Origin of the sequence: Gemmiger formicilis, assembly GCF_900167555.1 — a bacterium.
Classification (GTDB): domain Bacteria; phylum Bacillota; class Clostridia; order Oscillospirales; family Ruminococcaceae; genus Gemmiger; species Gemmiger formicilis.
This window is the reverse complement of sequence record NZ_FUYF01000011.1, coordinates 44,382-63,774: the sequence shown is the minus strand read 5'-3', so window position 1 is coordinate 63,774 and position 19,393 is coordinate 44,382. Positions and strand designations below refer to the sequence as shown.

At 62.6% G+C, this 19,393-nt stretch carries 13 protein-coding genes; 3 read left to right on the top strand and 10 right to left on the bottom strand.

Features of this window, described 5'->3' with window-relative positions; all coding sequences use genetic code 11:
• Positions 1-30: 30 nt before the first annotated feature.
• From lepB to B5D32_RS09805, 5 genes are all read right to left on the bottom strand, one after another.
• On the bottom strand, positions 31-543 hold the full coding sequence (gene lepB / locus B5D32_RS09825; RefSeq protein WP_242943435.1) for a signal peptidase I: 513 nt from the start codon (positions 541-543) through the stop codon (positions 31-33).
• A complete protein-coding gene (locus B5D32_RS09820) occupies positions 540-3,116 on the bottom strand; it encodes a DUF7601 domain-containing protein (RefSeq protein WP_078784876.1) in 2,577 nt (858 codons plus the stop codon). The genes lepB and B5D32_RS09820 overlap by 4 nt, the downstream gene beginning before the upstream one ends.
• Before the next feature lie 366 nt (positions 3,117-3,482).
• Positions 3,483-4,388: a type I phosphomannose isomerase catalytic subunit gene (locus tag B5D32_RS09815; protein WP_078784875.1), complete on the bottom strand. Its 906-nt coding sequence runs from the start codon at positions 4,386-4,388 to the stop codon at positions 3,483-3,485.
• Positions 4,389-4,393: 5 nt separating this feature from the next.
• The gene (locus tag B5D32_RS09810) at positions 4,394-6,079 is read right to left on the bottom strand and encodes a phospho-sugar mutase (protein WP_078784874.1); all 1,686 of its coding nucleotides are present in this window, start codon (positions 6,077-6,079) and stop codon (positions 4,394-4,396) included.
• Between the two features lie 306 nt (positions 6,080-6,385).
• On the bottom strand, positions 6,386-7,588 hold the full coding sequence (locus tag B5D32_RS09805) for a glycoside hydrolase family 10-like protein (protein ID WP_078784873.1): 1,203 nt from the start codon (positions 7,586-7,588) through the stop codon (positions 6,386-6,388).
• Positions 7,589-7,783: 195 nt separating this feature from the next.
• Between B5D32_RS09805 and B5D32_RS09800 the strand changes: the two genes are divergently transcribed.
• Positions 7,784-9,712: a diguanylate cyclase gene (locus tag B5D32_RS09800; protein ID WP_078784872.1), complete on the top strand. Its 1,929-nt coding sequence runs from the start codon at positions 7,784-7,786 to the stop codon at positions 9,710-9,712.
• 272 nt (positions 9,713-9,984) lie between these two features.
• Positions 9,985-11,436: a sugar transferase gene (locus tag B5D32_RS09795; RefSeq protein WP_078784871.1), complete on the top strand. Its 1,452-nt coding sequence runs from the start codon at positions 9,985-9,987 to the stop codon at positions 11,434-11,436.
• Between the two features lie 257 nt (positions 11,437-11,693).
• On the opposite strand, the gene phoU is transcribed toward B5D32_RS09795, so the two are convergent.
• From phoU to B5D32_RS09770, 5 genes are all read right to left on the bottom strand, one after another.
• A complete protein-coding gene (gene phoU, locus B5D32_RS09790; protein ID WP_078784870.1) occupies positions 11,694-12,368 on the bottom strand; it encodes a phosphate signaling complex protein PhoU in 675 nt (224 codons plus the stop codon).
• Between the two features lie 13 nt (positions 12,369-12,381).
• On the bottom strand, positions 12,382-13,134 hold the full coding sequence (gene pstB / locus B5D32_RS09785; RefSeq protein ID WP_078784869.1) for a phosphate ABC transporter ATP-binding protein PstB: 753 nt from the start codon (positions 13,132-13,134) through the stop codon (positions 12,382-12,384).
• Positions 13,135-13,789: 655 nt separating this feature from the next.
• Positions 13,790-14,599, bottom strand: coding sequence for a phosphate ABC transporter permease PstA (gene pstA, locus B5D32_RS09780; RefSeq protein ID WP_143402733.1), 810 nt, complete (start codon positions 14,597-14,599; stop codon positions 13,790-13,792).
• A gap of 91 nt (positions 14,600-14,690) precedes the next feature.
• Positions 14,691-15,584, bottom strand: a complete 894-nt coding sequence (pstC, locus tag B5D32_RS09775; RefSeq protein WP_078784868.1) for a phosphate ABC transporter permease subunit PstC — start codon at positions 15,582-15,584, stop codon at positions 14,691-14,693.
• A 129-nt stretch (positions 15,585-15,713) separates the two neighbouring features.
• Positions 15,714-16,649, bottom strand: coding sequence for a substrate-binding domain-containing protein (locus B5D32_RS09770; RefSeq protein WP_078784867.1), 936 nt, complete (start codon positions 16,647-16,649; stop codon positions 15,714-15,716).
• A gap of 870 nt (positions 16,650-17,519) precedes the next feature.
• On the opposite strand from B5D32_RS09770, the gene B5D32_RS09760 reads away from it, so the two are divergent.
• Positions 17,520-19,313 (top strand): Na/Pi cotransporter family protein, encoded by a 1,794-nt coding sequence (locus B5D32_RS09760; protein ID WP_078784865.1) that lies wholly within the window; start codon positions 17,520-17,522, stop codon positions 19,311-19,313.
• Positions 19,314-19,393: the final 80 nt, after the last annotated feature.

Genomic DNA, 19,393 nt, shown 5'->3' with positions numbered 1-19,393 from the left:
AAGTTCACCTGTATCTCCTTCTTGCCCTTATCAAATCTCATTCCTCCTCACAATCGCAATGACCCGCCCGGCGATATTTTCTGCCGTCACAGGGCCGTACCGGCGGCTGTCGGGCGCACCCTCGCGGGCGTCGCAGAGGATAAAATACTCGCCGTCGGCCAGGGTCAGGGGGTAGGTCACGTCACTGTCGTAGCGGGGGGTCGTCTCGTAAATGTCCGGCTCGGCCACAAGGCTGCCGTTGATGCGCAGCAGCGCGTTTTCTGTCACCTCCACGGTGTCGCCGCCGCGGGCCGCAACACGCCCCGTGCAGCGCCGGTCATCCTGTGTAAAGACGACCACCTCCCCCGCTGCAAAGCTGCGCGGCAGCCGGTAGTAGAGCAGCAGGTCGCCGGGCTTGAAGTGCGGGTACATCGTGTCGTCCGGCTGGATCGCCAGCCCGAACACGACGCCGAACAGCACCAGCAGCAGTGCGGCCAGCGCCCCGGCGCGCAGAAAAAACTCCTTCACGTCCGCCAGCGCACGGCGGCGCTGTGTCTCGTTCACGGTGCAGCCTCCCTTCGGCGGCGGCAGACCACGGCCAGCGCCGCGCCCGCCGCCAGCAGCCAGACTGCCGGGGCCGCGTCCTGCGCAAGACCCGTGGGCGGCACGCCGTCCTTATTGTTGACGCAGGTCAGCGCCGCGTCGCCGGTCAGGGTCGCGGTATAGCTGCTGCCCAGCGTGACGCTGCTGCCGTCGTCCATTGTCGTTTCGTAGTCGGTCAGCGTCTCCTCGGTGACGGTCACGGTCTGGCCGGGCTTCAGATGCCCGATGACGATGCTGCCCTTGTGCGGGATCGTGAAGCCGTCCGCGGTCAGTGCCGCGCCGCCGTAGGGCTGTACATAGGGGGTATCCGCGGTGACCGCCGCGCCGTCAATGGCCGCCGTAAACGCAAAGCCGCGGCGCGTGTCGCCCATGCCGCCCGTGACCTGCTTGGTCACAGTGACGCGCAGGAACGGCGCGTAGGTGTTGGTGATGACAGCCTCCCCCACGCCGCCGGACGGCACCTGCACCGTCCCGGCCGCCGCGGCGGCGGTGGTCGTGCAGTACCAGCCGGCTAAGTCGGGGTGGTCGGTCTCGGTCACGGTGTAGCTGCCCACGGGCACATCCTCCACCGTTACGCTGTGCAGCCCCTTGAGCGGCACGGTCAGTGCGCCGGGCGCGTCCAGCGTGACGGTGCGGGCCGTGCCGTCGTCATAGACCAGCGTATAGCTGCCGATGGGCAGGCTGCCGACGGTGAAAGTGTTCGTCACGGCCTCGGCCTCATCGCGCAGGGCCGTGTCGTCCACGGCCTTCGTCAGCCGCAGGCTGCCGGTCTGCCGGGCGTAGGTGTTCTCAAAATCGGCGTAGGTCGTGCCGTTTTGCAGCAGCGTTATGTTGGCCAGCGTCGGTGGGTCACCCGCGGGCTGCAGCGCGTCGCCGTTGACGGCGGCGCGGCTCGCCAAATAGAGCACCGCCGCCGGGGCGGCGTGGGCGGTCTCGGTCACGGTGTAGGTGTAGGGTGTGCCGCTCTCCGACGCCACAGGCAGATCCTGTATAGTATAGCTGCACTGGGCCGGGTCGGTGCCGACGGTCATATCCGCGCCGCTTATGACGGCCACAGCCGTGCCGTCGGAGCGGGTCACAGTGAAGGTCAGCCCCGCGCGCACGGCGGTCAGCTCGTCGGCGGTCAGGCTGCCCGCCAGCGTCTTGCGCAGCGTCAGGTTGGCATGCCCGGCCACGGGCGGCGCAGGCTCGGTGCTGAACCAGACCTTGTCCAGCAGGTTGCCCTCGCGCCGGTCCCCCTTGCCGCTGGACAGCGCCAGGAAGAAGAACCGGCTGACATACTGCCCCGCCCGGACCGTGTAGTCGCCGCTGTGGACGCCCCACTGGTCGCTGCCGTCGGTGATCTCACCGCCGACCATGAAGCTGCGGATGGGGACCTCCTCGCCGTTGTATTGCACGGTCCGGTCCAGCGCCGCGCGCACCAGAAGTCCCCTGTTGTCGTCCTCGCTGGAAACGCCCGCCAGAATGTCGGTGATCTGCGCTGCCACATCCACCGGCGCGATGAGCAGCGCCATTGAGTCCTGCATCCCCCTGCCGCGGGCGCGGTGGGCCAGCGACCAGTGCAGCGTGGTGCCGGGCGCGGTCAGCACATCCTGATACAGTGCGCCGTAGGCCTCGCAGTTCAGCTCGGCAAACTGCCGGCCGTCGTAAGCGCCGTCGATGCTGTAGCTGGCCTCGGGGTAGTTCCGCGTGCCGTTATAGCTGCGGTTGGAGCCGTCCGCCAGCTCAATGTACAGGCCGGCGCTTCCGGTTTGCCAGTGCCTGGCCACGCCGGTGGTCTGCCAGACGATGCCCCCTTCCCCCGACGGGTACTGGGTAAAGAAGCTGCCGGTCTCACCGTCCGGGGAATAATACAGCCGGGATGCGGGCGTATTGTTGTTTTTGTTGTGATACGCCTTCAGCCCGGCAATATCCGGCGTTTCAAAGCTGCCGTTCTGCAGCTGGATGCAGTAGGGCACCTGCATGGCCGCGGCGGTGAGTTTTGCGCCGTCGGTGCCGGTGACCTCGACCTTATAGTACAGCCGTTCCGCATCCCTGACACCGGCAATGCAGGCATCCAGCGCAGCGTTCAGCCGGTGCTCGCTGCCCGGCGTGATGTTCCACGCATCGCCGGAGCAGAGCTGCTGCGGGACCTCCTCCCAGTTGGTGCCGTCCTTGCTGCGGTACCAGGTGTACACAGCGCCGTCGAGTCTGTCCGTGCTGCCGTTGACCTTCGCTGTAAAGCAGCCGTCGGTCCGAATGCTGTCCACCAGCTCTGCGCTTGTGACAACGGCAGTCTGCGCCGCGGTGTCGGGCGCGGCGAGCAGCGTCTCCATCACGAGGGTGCGTGCGGTCTCGGGCGTTGCCGCGGGGGCAGCTGCCGGGGTCGGCTCCGCCTCTATTTCGGGTTCCGGGGCAGGCGGGTCCGGGTCGGCGGGCGCAATCGCCGCCGCAGATTCCGCCGTGGCGGGCAGCTCATCCGCCGCAAACACAGCGTTGGCCATGCCTGCCGCCATACAGCAGGCCAGCAGCACAGCCAACAGACGTTTTTTCATGTACGGTTCCTCCTTTGCTGGTTTCCCGCGCGGGGCTTGTCTCCCCGCCGGGTCAATTGGGAGTATACCGTCCGCTGCCCGCGGAACACGTCGAGGGCTGCTTTCTGCTAAAAGGTTACAAAAAAGACGCACCACGGAAGTTTTTCCGTAGTGCGTCTTTTCTGTATTCACTTCTGCCCTGTAGGGGCCGGGCATGCCCGGCCCTGCACCTTTCCGCAAGCGCCCGCCTATGGGACACCTGCGGGCCGGGCATGCCCGGCCCCTACTGTCTCTGCAATGGGGAAATGCGCTGTAAGGGCACACTGGCGGGCCGGGCATGCCCGGCCCCTACCGCTCGGCTGGGGGATACAGCACCGCTCCCCCGCTTTACACCACCGTCACCAGCGTCTCACAGTCGCCGGTCACGGCGTACTTGCCGCTGCCCGCGGGGATAAAATAGCTTTCGCCCTTTTTGACCTTCACGGTCTCGCCGCCGCAGGTCAGCGTGCCTGCGCCGTCGGTGATGAGCAGCGAGACAAAGCTCTTTTCGTCAGCCGCACCGTCAAACGCGCCTTTTTTCACGTCCACCGTGAAATACTCGCACTGCGCGAGATGGCTGCCGAAGTCGTGCTTTTGCGGCGGCGTGCGGCGGGTCACGTCCAGCGCCTTTTCAATGTGCAGGGCGCGGGGCTTGCCGTCCGCACCGACGCGCCCGTAGTCGTAGACGCGGTAGGTCACGTTGGAGTTCTGCTGCACCTCGACCACGACGATGCCCTGGCCGATGGCGTGCAGCGTGCCGGACGGGATAAAAAAGCAGTCGCCCTTGTGTACGGGCACGGCGTTCAGGACCTCGGTCAGGGTGTTATTTTTGATGCGCTCCGCAAACTCCTCTTTGGAGATTTCGTGCGTAAAGCCGTAGTAGAGATACGCCCCCGGCACGCAGTCCAGCACATACCACATCTCGCTTTTGCCGTACTGGTGTTCGTTTTTCAGCGCGTAGTCGTTGGACGGGTGTACCTGAATGGACAGGTTCTTGCTGGCGTCGATGAACTTTGTCAGGATCGGGAACTGCTCAAATTTTGCGCAGTCCGTGCCCAGAGCTTCGGGGTGCGCGGCCACGTAGTCCGCCAGCGTCGTGCCGTCGGGCAGGTAGCTCGGGCCGTCCGGGTGGCAGGACAGCACCCACGCTTCGGCCAGCGGTTCAAGGTCGCTCTTGATGCCGAAATCGGTGCGCAGGCGGCTGCCGCCCCACAGATAATCCTGGCAGCTCGGGGTCAATTTCAGAATTGCCATACCGTTCACGCTCTCATCATGTCTGCGGCGGCTTTGGCCAGCGCGGCGTTCACGGCATCGGCGGCTGCTTCACTGTCGCCAACGGCGGAAAGATAAACTTTAATTTTCGGCTCGGTGCCGGAGGGGCGGACCATCAGCTTATGCCCGCCGTCCAGATGGTATTCCAGCACGTTGGCGCGGGGCAGCCCGGTGCCGTCGGTGTCGTAGTCCACGACGGACTCCACCTTGTACCCGGCAATGTCCTCCGGGGCGTTGGCGCGCAGCTTCTTCATCAGCTCCTGCATCGTGCGCATGCCGCTCTCGCCCTCAAAGGCAAAGCTGCACAGCGCATTGCGGTAGTAACCGAACTCCCTGTACAACGCCTCGATGGCGTCCAGCAGCGTCTTGCCCTGCTGGGCGTACCAGGCCGCGGCCTCGCAGACCAGCAGCGTCGCGTTGACAGCGTCCTTGTCGCGGACGTGGCCGCCGGACAGGTAGCCGTAGCTCTCCTCAAAGCCGAAGATATAGCGTTCGGGACGCCCCTCGGCCTCCAGCTTGCCGATCTGCTCGCCGATGAACTTAAAGCCGGTCAGGGTGCGGCGCAGCTCAACGCCGTATTTTTTTGCCACCGGCGCTGCCATATCGGTGGAGACGATCGTCGTTACCGCCACGGGGTCGGCGGGCATCGTGCCCTGTGCCAGACGGGTGCGGCAGATATAGTCCAGCAGGATGATGCCCATCTCATTGCCGGTAATCAGCCGGTAGCCGCCCTTGCCGTCGGGCACGGCGGTGCCGCAGCGGTCACAGTCGGGGTCGGTGCCCAGCAGCAGATCGGGGCGGACCTTGTCGCACAGCTCCAAGCCTTTTTGCATAGCTTCGCGGATCTCGGGGTTCGGGTAGGGGCAGGTCGGGAAGTCGCCGTCGGGCTTTTCCTGCTCGGGCACAACGGTCACATGGGTCACGCCGAGCTTTTTCAGCAGCTTTTTCACACATTCCAGACCCGTGCCGTTCAGCGGGGTGTAGACGAGCTTGAGCGCGTCGATGCCCGCGCCGTCGCCGACGCGCTGGTCATAGACAGCCTGCACAAAATCATCGAGGCATTTTTCGTCAATTGTCACAATGCGGCCCGCGGCGGCGGCGGCGTCAAAATCTGCCAGCCGGACATCGTCAAAGCAATCAATTTTTTCGATAGCTGCCAGAATTTTCTCGGCAGCCTCCAGCGTGATCTGGCAGCCGTCCGCGCCGTAGACCTTGTAGCCGTTGTACTTAGCGGGGTTGTGGCTGGCCGTCACGCAGACGCCCGCACCGCAGCCGAGGTACCGCACCGCCCACGAAAGCGCCGGGGTCGGCTCAAGCCGGGGGTACATGCAGGCGGTAATGCCGTTCGCGGCCAGCACGCGGGCGGTCTCGCGGGCGAACAGCGCACCGTTATGGCGGCTGTCGTGGGCGATGGCTACCTTTTTGGGCAGGCCGGACGCATTGAGGTAGTCCGCCAGCCCCTGCGTTGCCTTGCGCACGGTGTAGAGGTTCATCCGGTTCGTGCCCGCGCCGATCACGCCGCGCAGGCCGCCGGTGCCGAATTCCAGATCGCGGTAAAAGCGGTCCGTGACGGCGTCGCTGTCGCCCGCGATGGAGACGAGCTCGGCTTTGACGGCGTCGTCCAGATCCGGCTGGGCTAGCCAGCGGTTATAGAGGTCGTTTGTATTGTTCATGGAGTTTCTCCTTTATCTTCCCTTGGGTCCTGCGGGCAGCCGCAAGCCGCCCGCCTCTCTATTATCTTGCATTTTTACCGCTTTTGCAAGTACCAAATCTTTGTCGGCACCGCCGGATTTTCCGGTCAAGACTGTCAAAAAATTGCATTCCTGCCTTATTGCGTATGTAGGGGCGACCATTGGTCGCCCGCCAACTTACCGCAGCAACGCATTTTTCCGGGTGGTTTGCTTACAAGGCAAACGGGCACGGGCGAGCAATGCTCGCCCCTACAAGAGTTTTTCGACAGTCTGCACCGGATTTTCCGGTCAGCCCTGCCAGACACCTTTTATTGCCTCCGCTTCACTTTCCGCCAGCGCCGGGGCGTCGGAATTGGCAAACAGGCTGCCGTAGCGGTAGAGCCCCGCGCCCTGCACCCCTATGCGGGCAAGCAAAGCAAGCTGGTCGGCCAGCGCATGGCCGGAAAACCACTCGGAGCCGGCATCGGACCCATCCCCTGCGCCGACGCGGTAGGCTCCCAGCCCGGCGTACAGCTTCACGCCCGCCGCGCGGGGCAGTGCGGCCCACGCGGCGGCCAGCTGCGCAAAGCTGTGCGACGCATCGCCGTTTTTTATATATTCCTGCCCCCAATAAAGCTGGGGCATCAGGTAATCCACAGTCCCCTGCCGCAGCCAGCGGGCCGCGTCGCTGTATTGCAGGGTGTAGTTCTGCTCCGGGTCGCCCGCCGGGGCTGCGCCGAACCGCACGCCGTACCGCCGGGCCGCGGCGTGGCAAAGCTCCATCAGGGCGTTCACGTTCTCCCGCCGCCAGTCGTCCTGCGTCCGTGTGCTGCCGCTGGCCGCGTAGTCCGCCGCGTCAAAGGCCGGGTCGGTGGTGGGGTAAAAATAGTCGTCAAAGTGGATGCCGTCCACAGCGTACCTTGCGCACAGCTCCCCCACCCCGTCGGCAATGTACTGCCGCACGTCCGCGCTGGCGGGGTCGAGATACGCGCCGGTGTCGGTGTACCTGACCCAGTCCGGGTGCAGCCGCGCCGGGCTTGCGCCGCACAGAGCCGGGGTCTGCCCGGCCTGGATACGGTAAGGGTTGACCCAGGCTTCCAGCTGTAAGTCCCGCGCGTGGGCGGCGTCCACCAGCAGTGCCAGCGGGTCAAACCCGGGGTCCTGCCCCTGCGTGCCGGTGCAGAGGTGGCTGAACGGAAAGTAGTCGCTGGGGTAGAGCGCATCGCCGAAGGGCCGCACCTGCGCCAGCACGACGGTTGCGCCAATCGACTGTATATTGTCCAGCATTGTGCCGATTGCCTGCGTGAACGCCTCCGCCGACGAGAAATCGACCCGCTCCCATTCCAGATAGCTGACCCACACAGCGCGGTAGGGCGCGGCGGCCCGGGCGACGGCGGTTGGGGTGGGGGTCGGCGCCGCAGCGGGGGCCGGGACAGCCTTTTGCGGCAGTGCAAGCAGCGGCGCAAGCAGAAAGACGGCCATTATAAATAAGTAGAATCCGATCCGACGCATGGCATGTACCTCCTGCGGTATGTATATGCGGGGCGGGCAGCGGGTAGGACAGGGCCGTCGGGGGGCTGCCCGTTGCCGGGCGGTCATGGGGTTCCCCCTTACCACATTGACAAAAAACGCCCTGCAATGCTATAATGTTCTTATATGTAACACAATTTTTATCTACCCATTCCTTCACACAAAGGCGGAAGCACTATGACCAGAGAACAGGTCGAAACGGAAATGGCCCAATACCGCACCATCTTTACTGTGGTGCGGCTGCTGGATGCTGCGCAGGTCGGCGGCGAGGAGTCCATCAACAGCTTTTGCAGCTGCTACAGCTATTGGGGCAAAAACACCCCCTGCCGGAACTGCATCTCCCGGCAGGTGCTGGAGGATCACCGCCAACGCACCAAGCTGGAATACATGGGCAGCGAGGTCTTTCAGGTCACCGCCGTCTACCGCGAGGTCGACGGCGTTCCCTGTGTCATGGAGCTGGTCCAGAAGCTGGACGGCGAGACCCTCATTGACCCCGAAAACGGGGACCGCCTGATAGACAGCATCACGCGCTACCACACCAAGCTCTACCACGATGCACTGACCGACAGCTACAACCGCCTCTACTTTGAGGACGAGCTCAAGGACAAGACCGACCCCGCCGGTGTGGCCGTGATGGATCTGGACGACTTTAAATTGATCAACGACACCTACGGCCATCAGGCCGGCGACATGGCGCTGCGCACCTGCGTTGACGTGGTGCGCACCAGCATCCGCAAATCGGACGTGCTCATCCGCTACGGCGGCGACGAATTCCTGCTGGTGCTGCCGGGCATTGAGCGCGCGGCGTTCCTGGCCAAGCTGGACCGCATCCGGGAGCAGCTGCACGCCGCCAGCGTGCCGGGGTATTCCCGTCTGCAGCTGTCCGCCAGCATCGGCGGCGTGATAACGCAGCCCGGCGAGACCGTGGAGCAGGCAGTCTCCCGCGCCGACAAGCTGATGTACCAGGCCAAGAACCGCAAAAACATGGTCGTGACCGAGGACAACGCCCGAGACGGCGCTTTGAGCGCTGCCGGGCGCGAAAGCCATTCCCGCCAGAGCATTTTAATTGTGGACGACTCCGAGATGAACCGCGCCATTCTGGCGGAAATTCTGGGCAGCGACTACAACATTCTGGAGGCGACGAACGGCAGGGAATGCCTGGCCATGCTGGAGCAGTACGGCACCGGCATTGCGCTGATCCTGCTGGACATCGTCATGCCGGTCATGGACGGCTTTGCGGTGCTGAGCGAGATGAACCGCAGCCACTGGATCGAGGACATCCCCGTCATCATGATCTCGAGTGAGGACGCCGACACCGTTGTGCGCCGCGCCTACGAGCTGGGCGTCTCGGACTATGTCAGCCGCCCGTTCGATGCGGGCGTCGTCTACCGCCGCGTTTTCAACACGATCAAGCTCTACGCCAAGCAGCGGCGGCTCGCCTCGCTGGTGACGAGCCAGATCAAGGAAAAAGAGAAAAACACCAAGATGATGATCTCGATCCTGAGCGAGGTCGTCGAGTTCCGCAACGGTGAGAGCGGCCAGCACGTGCTGCACATCGGCACGCTGACCCAGCGCCTTCTGGAGCGGCTGACGCAGAAAACCGACAAGTATGACCTGCCGCCCGAAACGCAGGAGCTGATCGTCATGGCATCGGCGCTGCACGACATCGGAAAGGTTGCGATAGACGATAAGATCCTGAACAAGCCCGGGCGGCTTACCCCGGAGGAGTTCGATCTTATGAAAACCCACACCGTTGTGGGCGCAAACATGCTGGACCATCTGGGCCGCTATAAAAACGAAGCGCTTGTCAAGACCGCCCACGACATCTGCCGCTGGCACCACGAGCGCTGGGACGGCCGCGGTTACCCCGACGGCCTGGCCGGGGACGACATCCCGATTTCGGCGCAGATCGTCTCGATAGCGGACGTCTACGACGCGCTGGTCAGCAAGCGCGTCTACAAGGCCGCCTACTCACCGGACACCGCGGTGCAGATGATCCTGCACGGCGACTGCGGGCAGTTCAACCCCCTGCTGCTGGAATGCCTGGTGGATATTCAGGACGTCTTAAAGGCCGAGATTGTTGGGCGGGGGAACGAATCGGAGTAACGGTATATTTTTAGCTCGCGGCGGCGGAAACCTCTGCGGAGGGGTCAAGACCCCTCCCTACGATGCCACGATAACGAGCGGTTTGTAGGGAGCGGTCTTGACCGCTCCGTGCCCGTGCGCGGCGGCAGAAACCTCCCCGGGAGGGATGAAGCCCTCCCCTACCGCGCCCTTATAAATTGTGTAATTGTTATGATATTGCGGATTTTGTTGAAAATATCCTCTGTCTATGGTAAAATAAGAAGATAACTATTAGAGAGGACTTCTCCTTCTTCATGACAAGTAAACGCGAAAAGCTGCAATACGCTTATGTATTTTTCGCCGACCTGCTCACGATGGCCGTCAGCGTTCTGCTGGCGTGGCTCATCACCGACGGGCTGTTCGGCGTGCTGATCCCCTACACCAGCACCGATTGGCTCCAGACCTTGTGCCTGCTGTTTGTGGCGTTCGTCGTCACCTTCTTCTTCTTCGACCAGGACAAAAACATCGTAACACGGTCTGAAAACGAGGAAATCAGCCTTTCCCTCCGGTTCAACATCGCGCTCGGCCTTGTTTATGCAGGCTGCATGCTGCTGGCCAAGGCCACGATGCTGGACTCCCGTTATTTTGCGGTCACAGTGCCCGCGGTCAACGCGGTGCTGCTGCCGTTCTCCCATGCGATTTTAAAGCGACTGCTCATCCGGTTCCAGCGCAGCTGGGGCATGGAGACGCTCGTCGGCGTCGTCACAACGTCGGACCGGGCCGAGCGGCTGATCTCCGAGATCCGAAAGGACTGGTCCCGCCGGGTCGTGGGCGTCTCGCTGCTGGAGGCCACACCCGCCGCGATCTCCACCAAAGTCTGCGGCGTCGAGGTCAAGGCGACGTTCGACGACTTCATGGACTGGATCCGGCGCGAGGCGCTCGACGAGGTCTATGTCGATGTGCCGATGGACAGCGGCGAGAGCTTCATCCCCTATCTGGACGAGATGGAGAGCATGGGCTTGACCGTGCACTTCCGTCTGCCGCTGCTGGACCGCATTGAGGAAGCCTGCTGCGACGAGACGAGCGCCGCGCGGCTGAGCCGGTCCCTGGGGCGCTGCGCCGGGGGCAACATCGTCACGATGGGCACCGTTGAATTGCAGCTGCGCGACCAGATCGCCAAGCGCTGCATGGACGTGGTGGGCGCTGTCATCGGCTGTATCATCAGCATCCCGATCATCGCGGTGGTCGCCATCCCGCTCAAGCTCGAAAGCCCCGGCCCGCTGTTTTTTAAACAAAAGCGTGTGGGCCGCAACGGGCGGTATTTTTACATCCACAAGCTGCGCAGCATGTACGTGGACGCCGAGGCCCGCAAGAAGGAGCTGATGGCCCAGAATGAAATGAACGGCCTGATGTTCAAAATGGAGGATGACCCCCGCGTGACCAAGGTGGGTAAATTCATCCGCCGCACCAGCATTGACGAGCTGCCGCAGTTTTTTGACGTGCTGCGGGGCGATATGAGCCTGGTGGGCACCCGCCCGCCGACGGTGGACGAGTACAAGCAGTACGAGAGCCACCACAAGCGCCGCCTGTCGATGAAGCCGGGCATCACCGGCCTGTGGCAGGTCAGCGGGCGCAGCGACATCGAGGATTTTGAGGAGGTCGTCAAGCTCGACGTAGCCTATATCGACAACTGGTCCCTCTGGGGCGACGTAAAGATTTTGTTCAAAACGATTTACGTTGTGTTCGCAGGGAAAGGGGCGAAATGATAGCAAGCAGCCGTTCCGGAAAGGGACGGCTGCTTTTTTGCCGCCGCGCGGCCCCTACAGGGAGCTGACGTTGCCGCAAAGCACCCGGAGCGGTCAAGACCGCTCCCTACGAACTGCCGCTCACGGGTGCCTTGTAGGGAGGGGTCTTGACCCCTCCGGGCAGCCTCCCTCCACGCCAAAACGGGGCCCGCTTTTCGGCAGGTCCCGTTTTGGTTGGTATAGGAAAATAATAAGATAATGGCTTGTTTATCCCCGCATTACACGATCTTGCGGGATTTGTGGACGCCGGTCTTGAGGAACTCGACCCATTCCGCAATGTTCACGGCGTGGTCGCCCAGGCGCTCAAGGTACTTATCGATCATAAATAAGTCCAGCGCCGTCTCGGCATCGCTGGGGTGGGCGGCGATGTAGGCCGCAATTTCCTTGGAAATGCGGCTGAACATCGCGTCGCAGTCGTCGTCGCGGGCAATGACCTGCGCGGCGGTGGACAGATCCACCTGCACGTAGGCGGCAATGGCGTCCTTGACCATGTGCAGGGCAATGTCGCCCATCGCGTACAGGTCGTCCAGCACGCCGACGGTGCGCGCGCCGTCCGGGTGGAGATGGAGCGTTATCTCGGCAATGTCGCTGGCCTGGTCGGCGATGCGCTCAATGTCGGTGACCATCTTCAGCGCCGTGGAGACCTTGCGCAGGTCGCCCGCCACGGGCTGCTGGCGCAGAAACAGCGTTAAGCAGCGGTGCTCGATCTCATGCTCGGCGGAGTCGATTTCGCTGTCCCGGGCAATAACGCTGCGGGCCAGCTCGGTGTCGCCGGTGCGCAGGGCGGTCATGGCGCTCTCGATCGCGCCGCCGGCGGCGTGGCCCATGCGGGCCAGCATCGTGTCAAGCTGCAGCAGCTCGGCGTCGTACATTTTTCGTACACTCGTACCCATTTGTCGTACCTCCTTAGCCGAAGCGGCCCGAGATGTAATCCTCGGTGCGCTTATCCACGGGCGTGGCGAACACACGCTCCGTCGGGCCCATCTCCACCAGCTCGCCCAGCAGGAAAAATGCCGTCTTATCGCTGATACGCGCGGCCTGCTGCATGTTGTGGGTGACCATGACGATGGTGTAATTCTCTTTCAGCTCCGTGGCCAGCTCCTCGACCTTGGATGTCGAGATGGGGTCCAGAGCGCTCGTCGGCTCATCCATCAGCAGGACCTCGGGCTCAACGGCCAGGGCGCGCGCAATGCAGAGGCGCTGCTGCTGGCCGCCCGACATGCCCAGGGCGCTCTTGTTCAGGCGGTCCTTGACCTCGTCCCAGATGGCCGCGCCGCGCAGGGATCTTTCCACGATCTCATCCAGCTGCGCTTTATTATGGATGCCGTGGGTGCGCGGGCCGTAGGCGATGTTGTCATAGATGGACATCGGGAAGGGGTTCGGCTTCTGGAACACCATGCCGACGCGCTTGCGCAGGACGTTGACGTCCATCTTGTCCTTGTAGATGTCCACGCCGTCGAGCTTGATGCCGCCGGAGATGCGGCAGCCCTCGACGAGGTCGTTCATGCGGTTCAGGCTTTTCAAAAACGTGGATTTGCCGCAGCCGGACGGACCGATGAACGCGGTGATCTCCTTTTCCGGGATGTCGATATTGATATTTTTCAGCGCATGGAAGCTGCCATAGTACAGGTCCATATTGCGCACTTCAAATTTGTTCATGAAATGACCTCACATTTTTATCTCTGCTCTGTTCCATGTGTCGGTAGGGGCCGGGCATGCCCGGCCCGCGGCCCGGACCGCGAGCACCCGTTTTCCGTACACCTGCGGGCCGCATATATGCGGCCCCTACATGCGCGGCGCCGGGGAAGGGGCTGCCGGACGGAAGGTTCCCGGAGCGGTCAAGACCGCTCCCTACATGGCACCCGTGAACGGCGAATCGTAGGGAGGTGCGGGGTTGTAAGCGTGGGACCACGGTTGAGCGTAGCGAAACCGGGGAGCGAACAATGTTTGCCCCTGCGGGGCAAACAACCGCATGAGCGGGCCAGCTTTGCTGGCTGGCGGCGCTCGTTGTGCGCCGCCAAGCGGTCTTGACCCCTCCGCGGGGTTTGCGCTGCCGCATACTCCCACGGGCGGATATGGAATCCGCCCCTACGGTATAGGGGTCGATGCTCCTCATCGACCCGGAAAGCTGTTTCCTGTATCGGCAGGGGCCGGGCATGCCCGGCGCCGGGGAAGGGGCTGCCGGACGGAAGGTTCCCGGAGCGGTCAAGACCGCTCCCTACATAGCACCCGTGAACGGCGAATCGTAGGGAGGGGTCTTGACCCCTCCGGGCAGCCGGTGTCTGCCGCCCGGCCCCTACCGGTGCAATGTCCTTTACCGTTTTGCCAGTTTCCCGGCTACCAGCCCGGACAGGCCGTTGATGACCAGCACCAGCACCAGCAGGACCACTGCCGTGCCGTAGGTCTGGCCGATGTACAGGCCCTCGTTGGAGAGCAGGTACATGTGTACGGCCAGGGTGCGGGTGGAGCTGAACACGCTGGACGGGATCTTTGCCACAGAGCTTGCGGTATAGATCAGCGCGGCGGTCTCGCCGACGATGCGGCCCGTGGCCAGAATGACGCCGGACAAAATGCCGGGCATGGCGGACGGCAGCACGATCGTGAACACCGTGCGCAGCTTGCCCGCGCCCAGACCAAAGCTGCCCTCGCGGTAGGAGTCGGGCACTGCGATCAGCGCCTCCTCCGTCGTGCGCATGATGACGGGCAGAACCATGATGGCCAGCGTGAACGCACCGGCGATCATCGAATAGCCCCAGTGCAGCTTGGTAACGAAGAACAGCATACCGAACAGGCCGTAGACGATGGACGGGATGCCCTGCAGCGTCTCGGTGGTGACGCGCACGACCTTGACCAGCTTGCTGCCGCGGTGTGCGTACTCGACCAGCCAGATGGCCGCAAAGATGCCCAGCGGCGTCGAGATCGCCAGCGAGAAGGCCGTCATCAGCACCGTGTTGATGAGCGCGGGCGTCAGCGAGACGTTCTCGGAGTTATACTCCCAGGCGAACAGCTCGGGCTTCAAATTGGGGATGCCCATGACCAGAATGTAGCCGATGAGGAAGACCAGCACCGCGGCGGTCAGCAGGGCGGCCATGCGCACAAGCCAGCGCAGCGCGGCGGCCTGCATACGGGCGGCGCGGCGGTTGCTGCCGCCGGTGGGCAGGAACGCATGCGGTTTTGCGTAGGTCATATCGGCGGCTGTTTGCGTTGCGGCGATCTCAGGCATAGTCCTTACCCCCTTTCACAAGGCTGAAGCAGAGGTTGATAAGCAGGATGAATACGAACAGCACAACGCCGGTGGCGATCAGCGCCTCGCGGTGGAGGTCGGCGGCGTAGCCCATCTCGATGACGATGTTCGAGGTCATCGTGCGCAGGCCCTGGAACAGACCCTTGGGCATCCAGGTCTGGTTGCCCGCGACCATGACGACAGCCATCGTCTCACCGATGGCGCGGCCAATGCCGAGGATGACTGCCGACAGCACGCCGGATTTTGCGGCGGGCAACACGGCGTAGAACACGCTGCGCTCATGCGTCGCGCCAAGGGCAAGGCTGCCCTCGTAGTAGCTGTCGGGCACGGCGTCGAGGCTCGTCTTGCTGACCGTGATGATGGTGGGCAGGATCATGATGCCCAGCAGCACGGCAGCGGTAAACAGGCTCATGCCCTTGCCGCTCTTGACGTGGAGCACGGTTTTGAAGAACGGCGACTTGACCATGGCCTGCACGGCGGGCACAAGCACGATCATGCCGAAGAAGCCGTAGACGACGGACGGGATGCCGGCCAGCAGCTGCACCGCCGGGAGCATGACCTTATTGATGCGGGGCGACGCGAACTTGGACATGTAGATGGCCGTCAGCAGGCCGATGGGCACGCCGACGAGGATAGCCCCCGCCGTGACGTAGATGCTGCCCAGGATCATCGGCAGGATGCCGAAGATGTCGTTGCCGGGCTTCCATGTCGTGCCCAGCAGGAACTTGAGCGGGCCGATCTTGAACAGGGTGGGCACGCCGTTGGCAAACAGGAAGATGCAGATCAGTGCCACCGCCAGGATGGACACACAGGCGCAGAGAGTGAACACGCCCTGCATAACGCCTTCTTTTAGCTTGGAGGTCATTTTCCTATACTCCTTTGGTTACATGCCATGTAGGGGCCGGACATGTCCGGCCCGCAGCCTTCCCATAACCGCGCGGTCACGGGTACGCTGCGGGCGGGGCATGCCCCGCCCCTACGATGCCGCTATACTTTACTGCACATCCGCCCAGGTGGTCAGCTCGCCGGTGTAGATGCCCTTGATCTGGTCAACGGTCAGGTCGTCGGTGGTGTTGCCGGGGTTGACGACGACGGCGATGCCATCCAGTGCCAGGACGGTAGCCTTGGCACCGCCCTCGACCTCGGAGTCCTTCAGCTCACGGCTGGCCATGCCGATGGTGTAGGTGCCCTCCAGCGCACCGGAGACGCCGGTGGTGGAATCGGTGGTCTGGAGCTCCAGCTCGGCGTTGGGGTTGACGGTCTTGTAAGCCTCGATCAGCTTCTCCATCAGCGGAGAGACGGAGGAAGAACCGCCGACGACGATCTTGCCCTCGGGCTGGGCGGAGGTAAAGTCCGCGCCGTCCTCACCGATGTAGCCGTTGTCGGTAGCGATGGCCTGGCCGTCCTTGCTCAAGACATAGGCGATGAAATCGACGGCCACGGGGTCCGTCGCGTCGCCGTTGGTGACGATGTTGAACGGACGGGACAGAACGTAGCTGCCGTCCTTGACGGTCTCAGCGGAGGCCTCGACGCCGCCGACGGTGACAGCCTTGACGTCATTGCTCAGAGAGCCGAGGCTGATGTAACCGATAGCGGTCTCATCGTTGGCGACGGCGGTCATGACGCCGTTGGTGCTGGACTGGATGGCGGCGGCCTCGGTGGTGTTATCGACCTTCTTGCCGTCGGCGTTCTTCTCCTCGACACCGGTCAGCTCGATGAAGGCGCCGCGGGTGCCGGAGCCGTCCTCACGGGAGATGACCGTGATGTCCTGGTCGGCGTCGAAGTCACCGGCAGGGGCAGCCTCGGTGGAAGCGGCGGTGCCCTCTGCAGGGGCAGAGGAAGCAGCGGCGGAATCGGCAGAGCCGCAGGCAGCCAGGCTCAGAGCCAGCGCAGCAGCGGTAACGGCAGCGATAGCAGAAGTACGTTTCATGTGTGTATTCTCCCTTTTTCCCAAATTTATGTGGTATAGTTTGGATGTTTTGCCAGTGCTTCACCGGAAGCAAGCTAATTGTACCGCGGTTTTGCGCCGGTTTCGACCATAGTACTGTACAATCGCGGTAAAGGTTTTGCAAAGAGGGGGCAGGTTTTGTGTAGCGCGTGTAAAGTTTGTAAAGTTTTGGGAAAGGGAGAGGGGTGGAGTTAGGAGAGAGGAGTTAGGAGTGGATTGGGCGGCAAAGGGGTGACGGGCGGCGGCGGAAAACCCGACAAAGCCCCTCAGGCCGGCTGGCGCGGCCAGCTCCCCACGCAGTGGGGAGCCTTTTGCGCGGGCGGAGCCCGCGAGGAGAGCCTCCCTTGTCAAAGGGAGGTGCCGAGCGCAAGCGAGGCGGAGGGATTCCTGGCCGTCTGCGGGTGTAACGGGCGGCCACGCAAGGCCCGCCGGAATCCCCCAGTCACCTAACGGTGACAGCCCCCTTTGACAAGGGGGCCTTCCTCTCCCCCCTGCGGGGGTTCGGGGGAACACCCGACTCAAAGGTGGAGGAAGGGGCGGGGGCGTTAAGAACGAAAAGTAATACTGCTTTCGTTTAGCCCCCGCCCCTTCCGACTTCCTTATTGGGGTTCTTAGGGGCGTGCAGCCCCTAAGGCGCGGGTCCGCTGCGTCGCAACAGCGGCAATTTTCTTTGGTTCTTTCTTTTGTTGGCAAAAGAAAGAACAACCTCCCGGGAGACTGCCGTTAATAGCCCGTTTTACACAAATTTTACACAACATTTACCTTCCCGTGGTGGTGTACCTGCGGCGCATACATTATAATAGAAGGCGGTATAGTGTAAAACTCAATAAGAGAATGGATGTGTAACACCGGATGACCATTTTTAATGTGTTCACCTTGATGGGCGGCATTGCCATGTTCCTGTATGGCATGGACCTGATGGGGAAAGCTCTGGAACAGACCGCCGGCAGTAAGCTGCAGGGCATTCTGTCCACCATGACCAGCAGCCCCATCCGCGGTTTGCTGCTCGGCATGGCCGTCACTGCCGTCATTCAGTCCAGCGGTGCCACCACCGTTATGGCCGTCGGCTTCGTCAACTCCGGCCTGATGGAGCTGCATCAGGCCATCAGCGTCATTATGGGCGCAAACGTCGGTACAACTGTCACCGGCTGGCTGCTCTCGCTGTCCGGTCTGGAAGGCGACAGCTTCCTCACCCAAATGATGAACCCTACCGCGTGGAGCCCGATCCTCGGCTTTATCGGCATCTGGATGTATATGATCGGCAAGGACCGCAAGCGCGGCGTCGGTAAAATCCTGCTGGGCTTCTCTATTTTGATGGCCGGCATGAACACGATGTCCCATGCCATGTCCCCGCTGGCCGACGAGCCGTGGTTCATGGATCTGTTCCTCAGCTTCAAAAACCCGATCCTCGGCGTCATCGCGGGCGCGGTGCTGACGGCGGTTTTGCAGTCCTCGTCGGCGTCCGTCGGTATCCTGCAGGCCCTGACCAGCACCGGCGCGGTCACCTACTCCGCTGCCGTGCCCATCATCATGGGCCAGAACATCGGCACCACCGTCACGGCGCTGATCTCCTCGGCGGGTGCAAACAAGAACGCAAAGCGCACCGCCTTCGTCCATCTCTATTTTAACGTTATCGGCACGATCCTCTTCCTGTGCGGGTTCTACGGACTGAACGCGCTGATCAGTTTTGCCTTCTTCAACGAGACGGCCAACACCTTCGGCATCGCCATCGTACACACAATTTTTAACATAGTAACGACAGCTATTCTGCTGCCGTTCAACCGCCTGCTGGAAAAACTGGCCATTTTGACCGTGCCAGACTCCCCGTCCGACACGAAGCAGGAGAACACCCTGCTGGACGAGCGTCTGCTGACTACGCCGTCCGTGGCCGTGGGCCGCGCCATGCTGACCGGCGGCGATATGGCCGAGATCTGCCGCACCGCGCTCTTGCAGGCCATGTCCACCACCCGCGTCTGGAATGACGCCATCGCCGACGAGGTCATCCGCAAGGAGGACGCCGTTGACCACTATGAGGACGTGCTGGGCACCTACCTTGTCAAATTGAGCGCCAAGCATCTGTCCGTGGAGGATAACCGCTCCGTCAACACGCTGCTGCACACCATCGGCGACTTTGAGCGCGTCTCCGACCACGCCGTGAACATTATCAAAACGGCGCAGGAGATCCGCGACAAGGACATCAAATTCAGCGAAGAAGCGCTCAACGATCTGTCGGTTCTGGAGGCCGCCGTGCAGGACATCGTCAACCGCACGGTGGATGCGTTCCAGAAGTGCGACACCTACGCCGCCGGCAAGATCGAGCCGCTGGAGCAGGTCGTGGACGGCCTGGTGCGCGAGGTCAAGACCCGCCACATCGCACGTCTGCAGGCCGGTGTCTGCACGATCGAGTACGGCTTTGTGCTGGACGATTTGCTGACAAACTACGAGCGCATCGCCGACCATTGCTCGAACATTGCGGTGGCCATGATCGAGGTCGCGGCGGACAAGTTCGACACCCACGAGTACCTGAACAACGTCAAGCACGGCGGCAGCGTGAAGTTTGAGCGCCGCTACGAGAAATACCGTGGCCGCTACACCTTCCCGCCGGAGGCGTACACCGAATCTGCTCCCGCAGATTCGAAAGAATAAATAAGAAATAATAAATAATAAATATTTTGCGGCGCTGCGCACCGCTCGGAACGGTGTGTTTCGGGAAGTTCGCAGCGCTT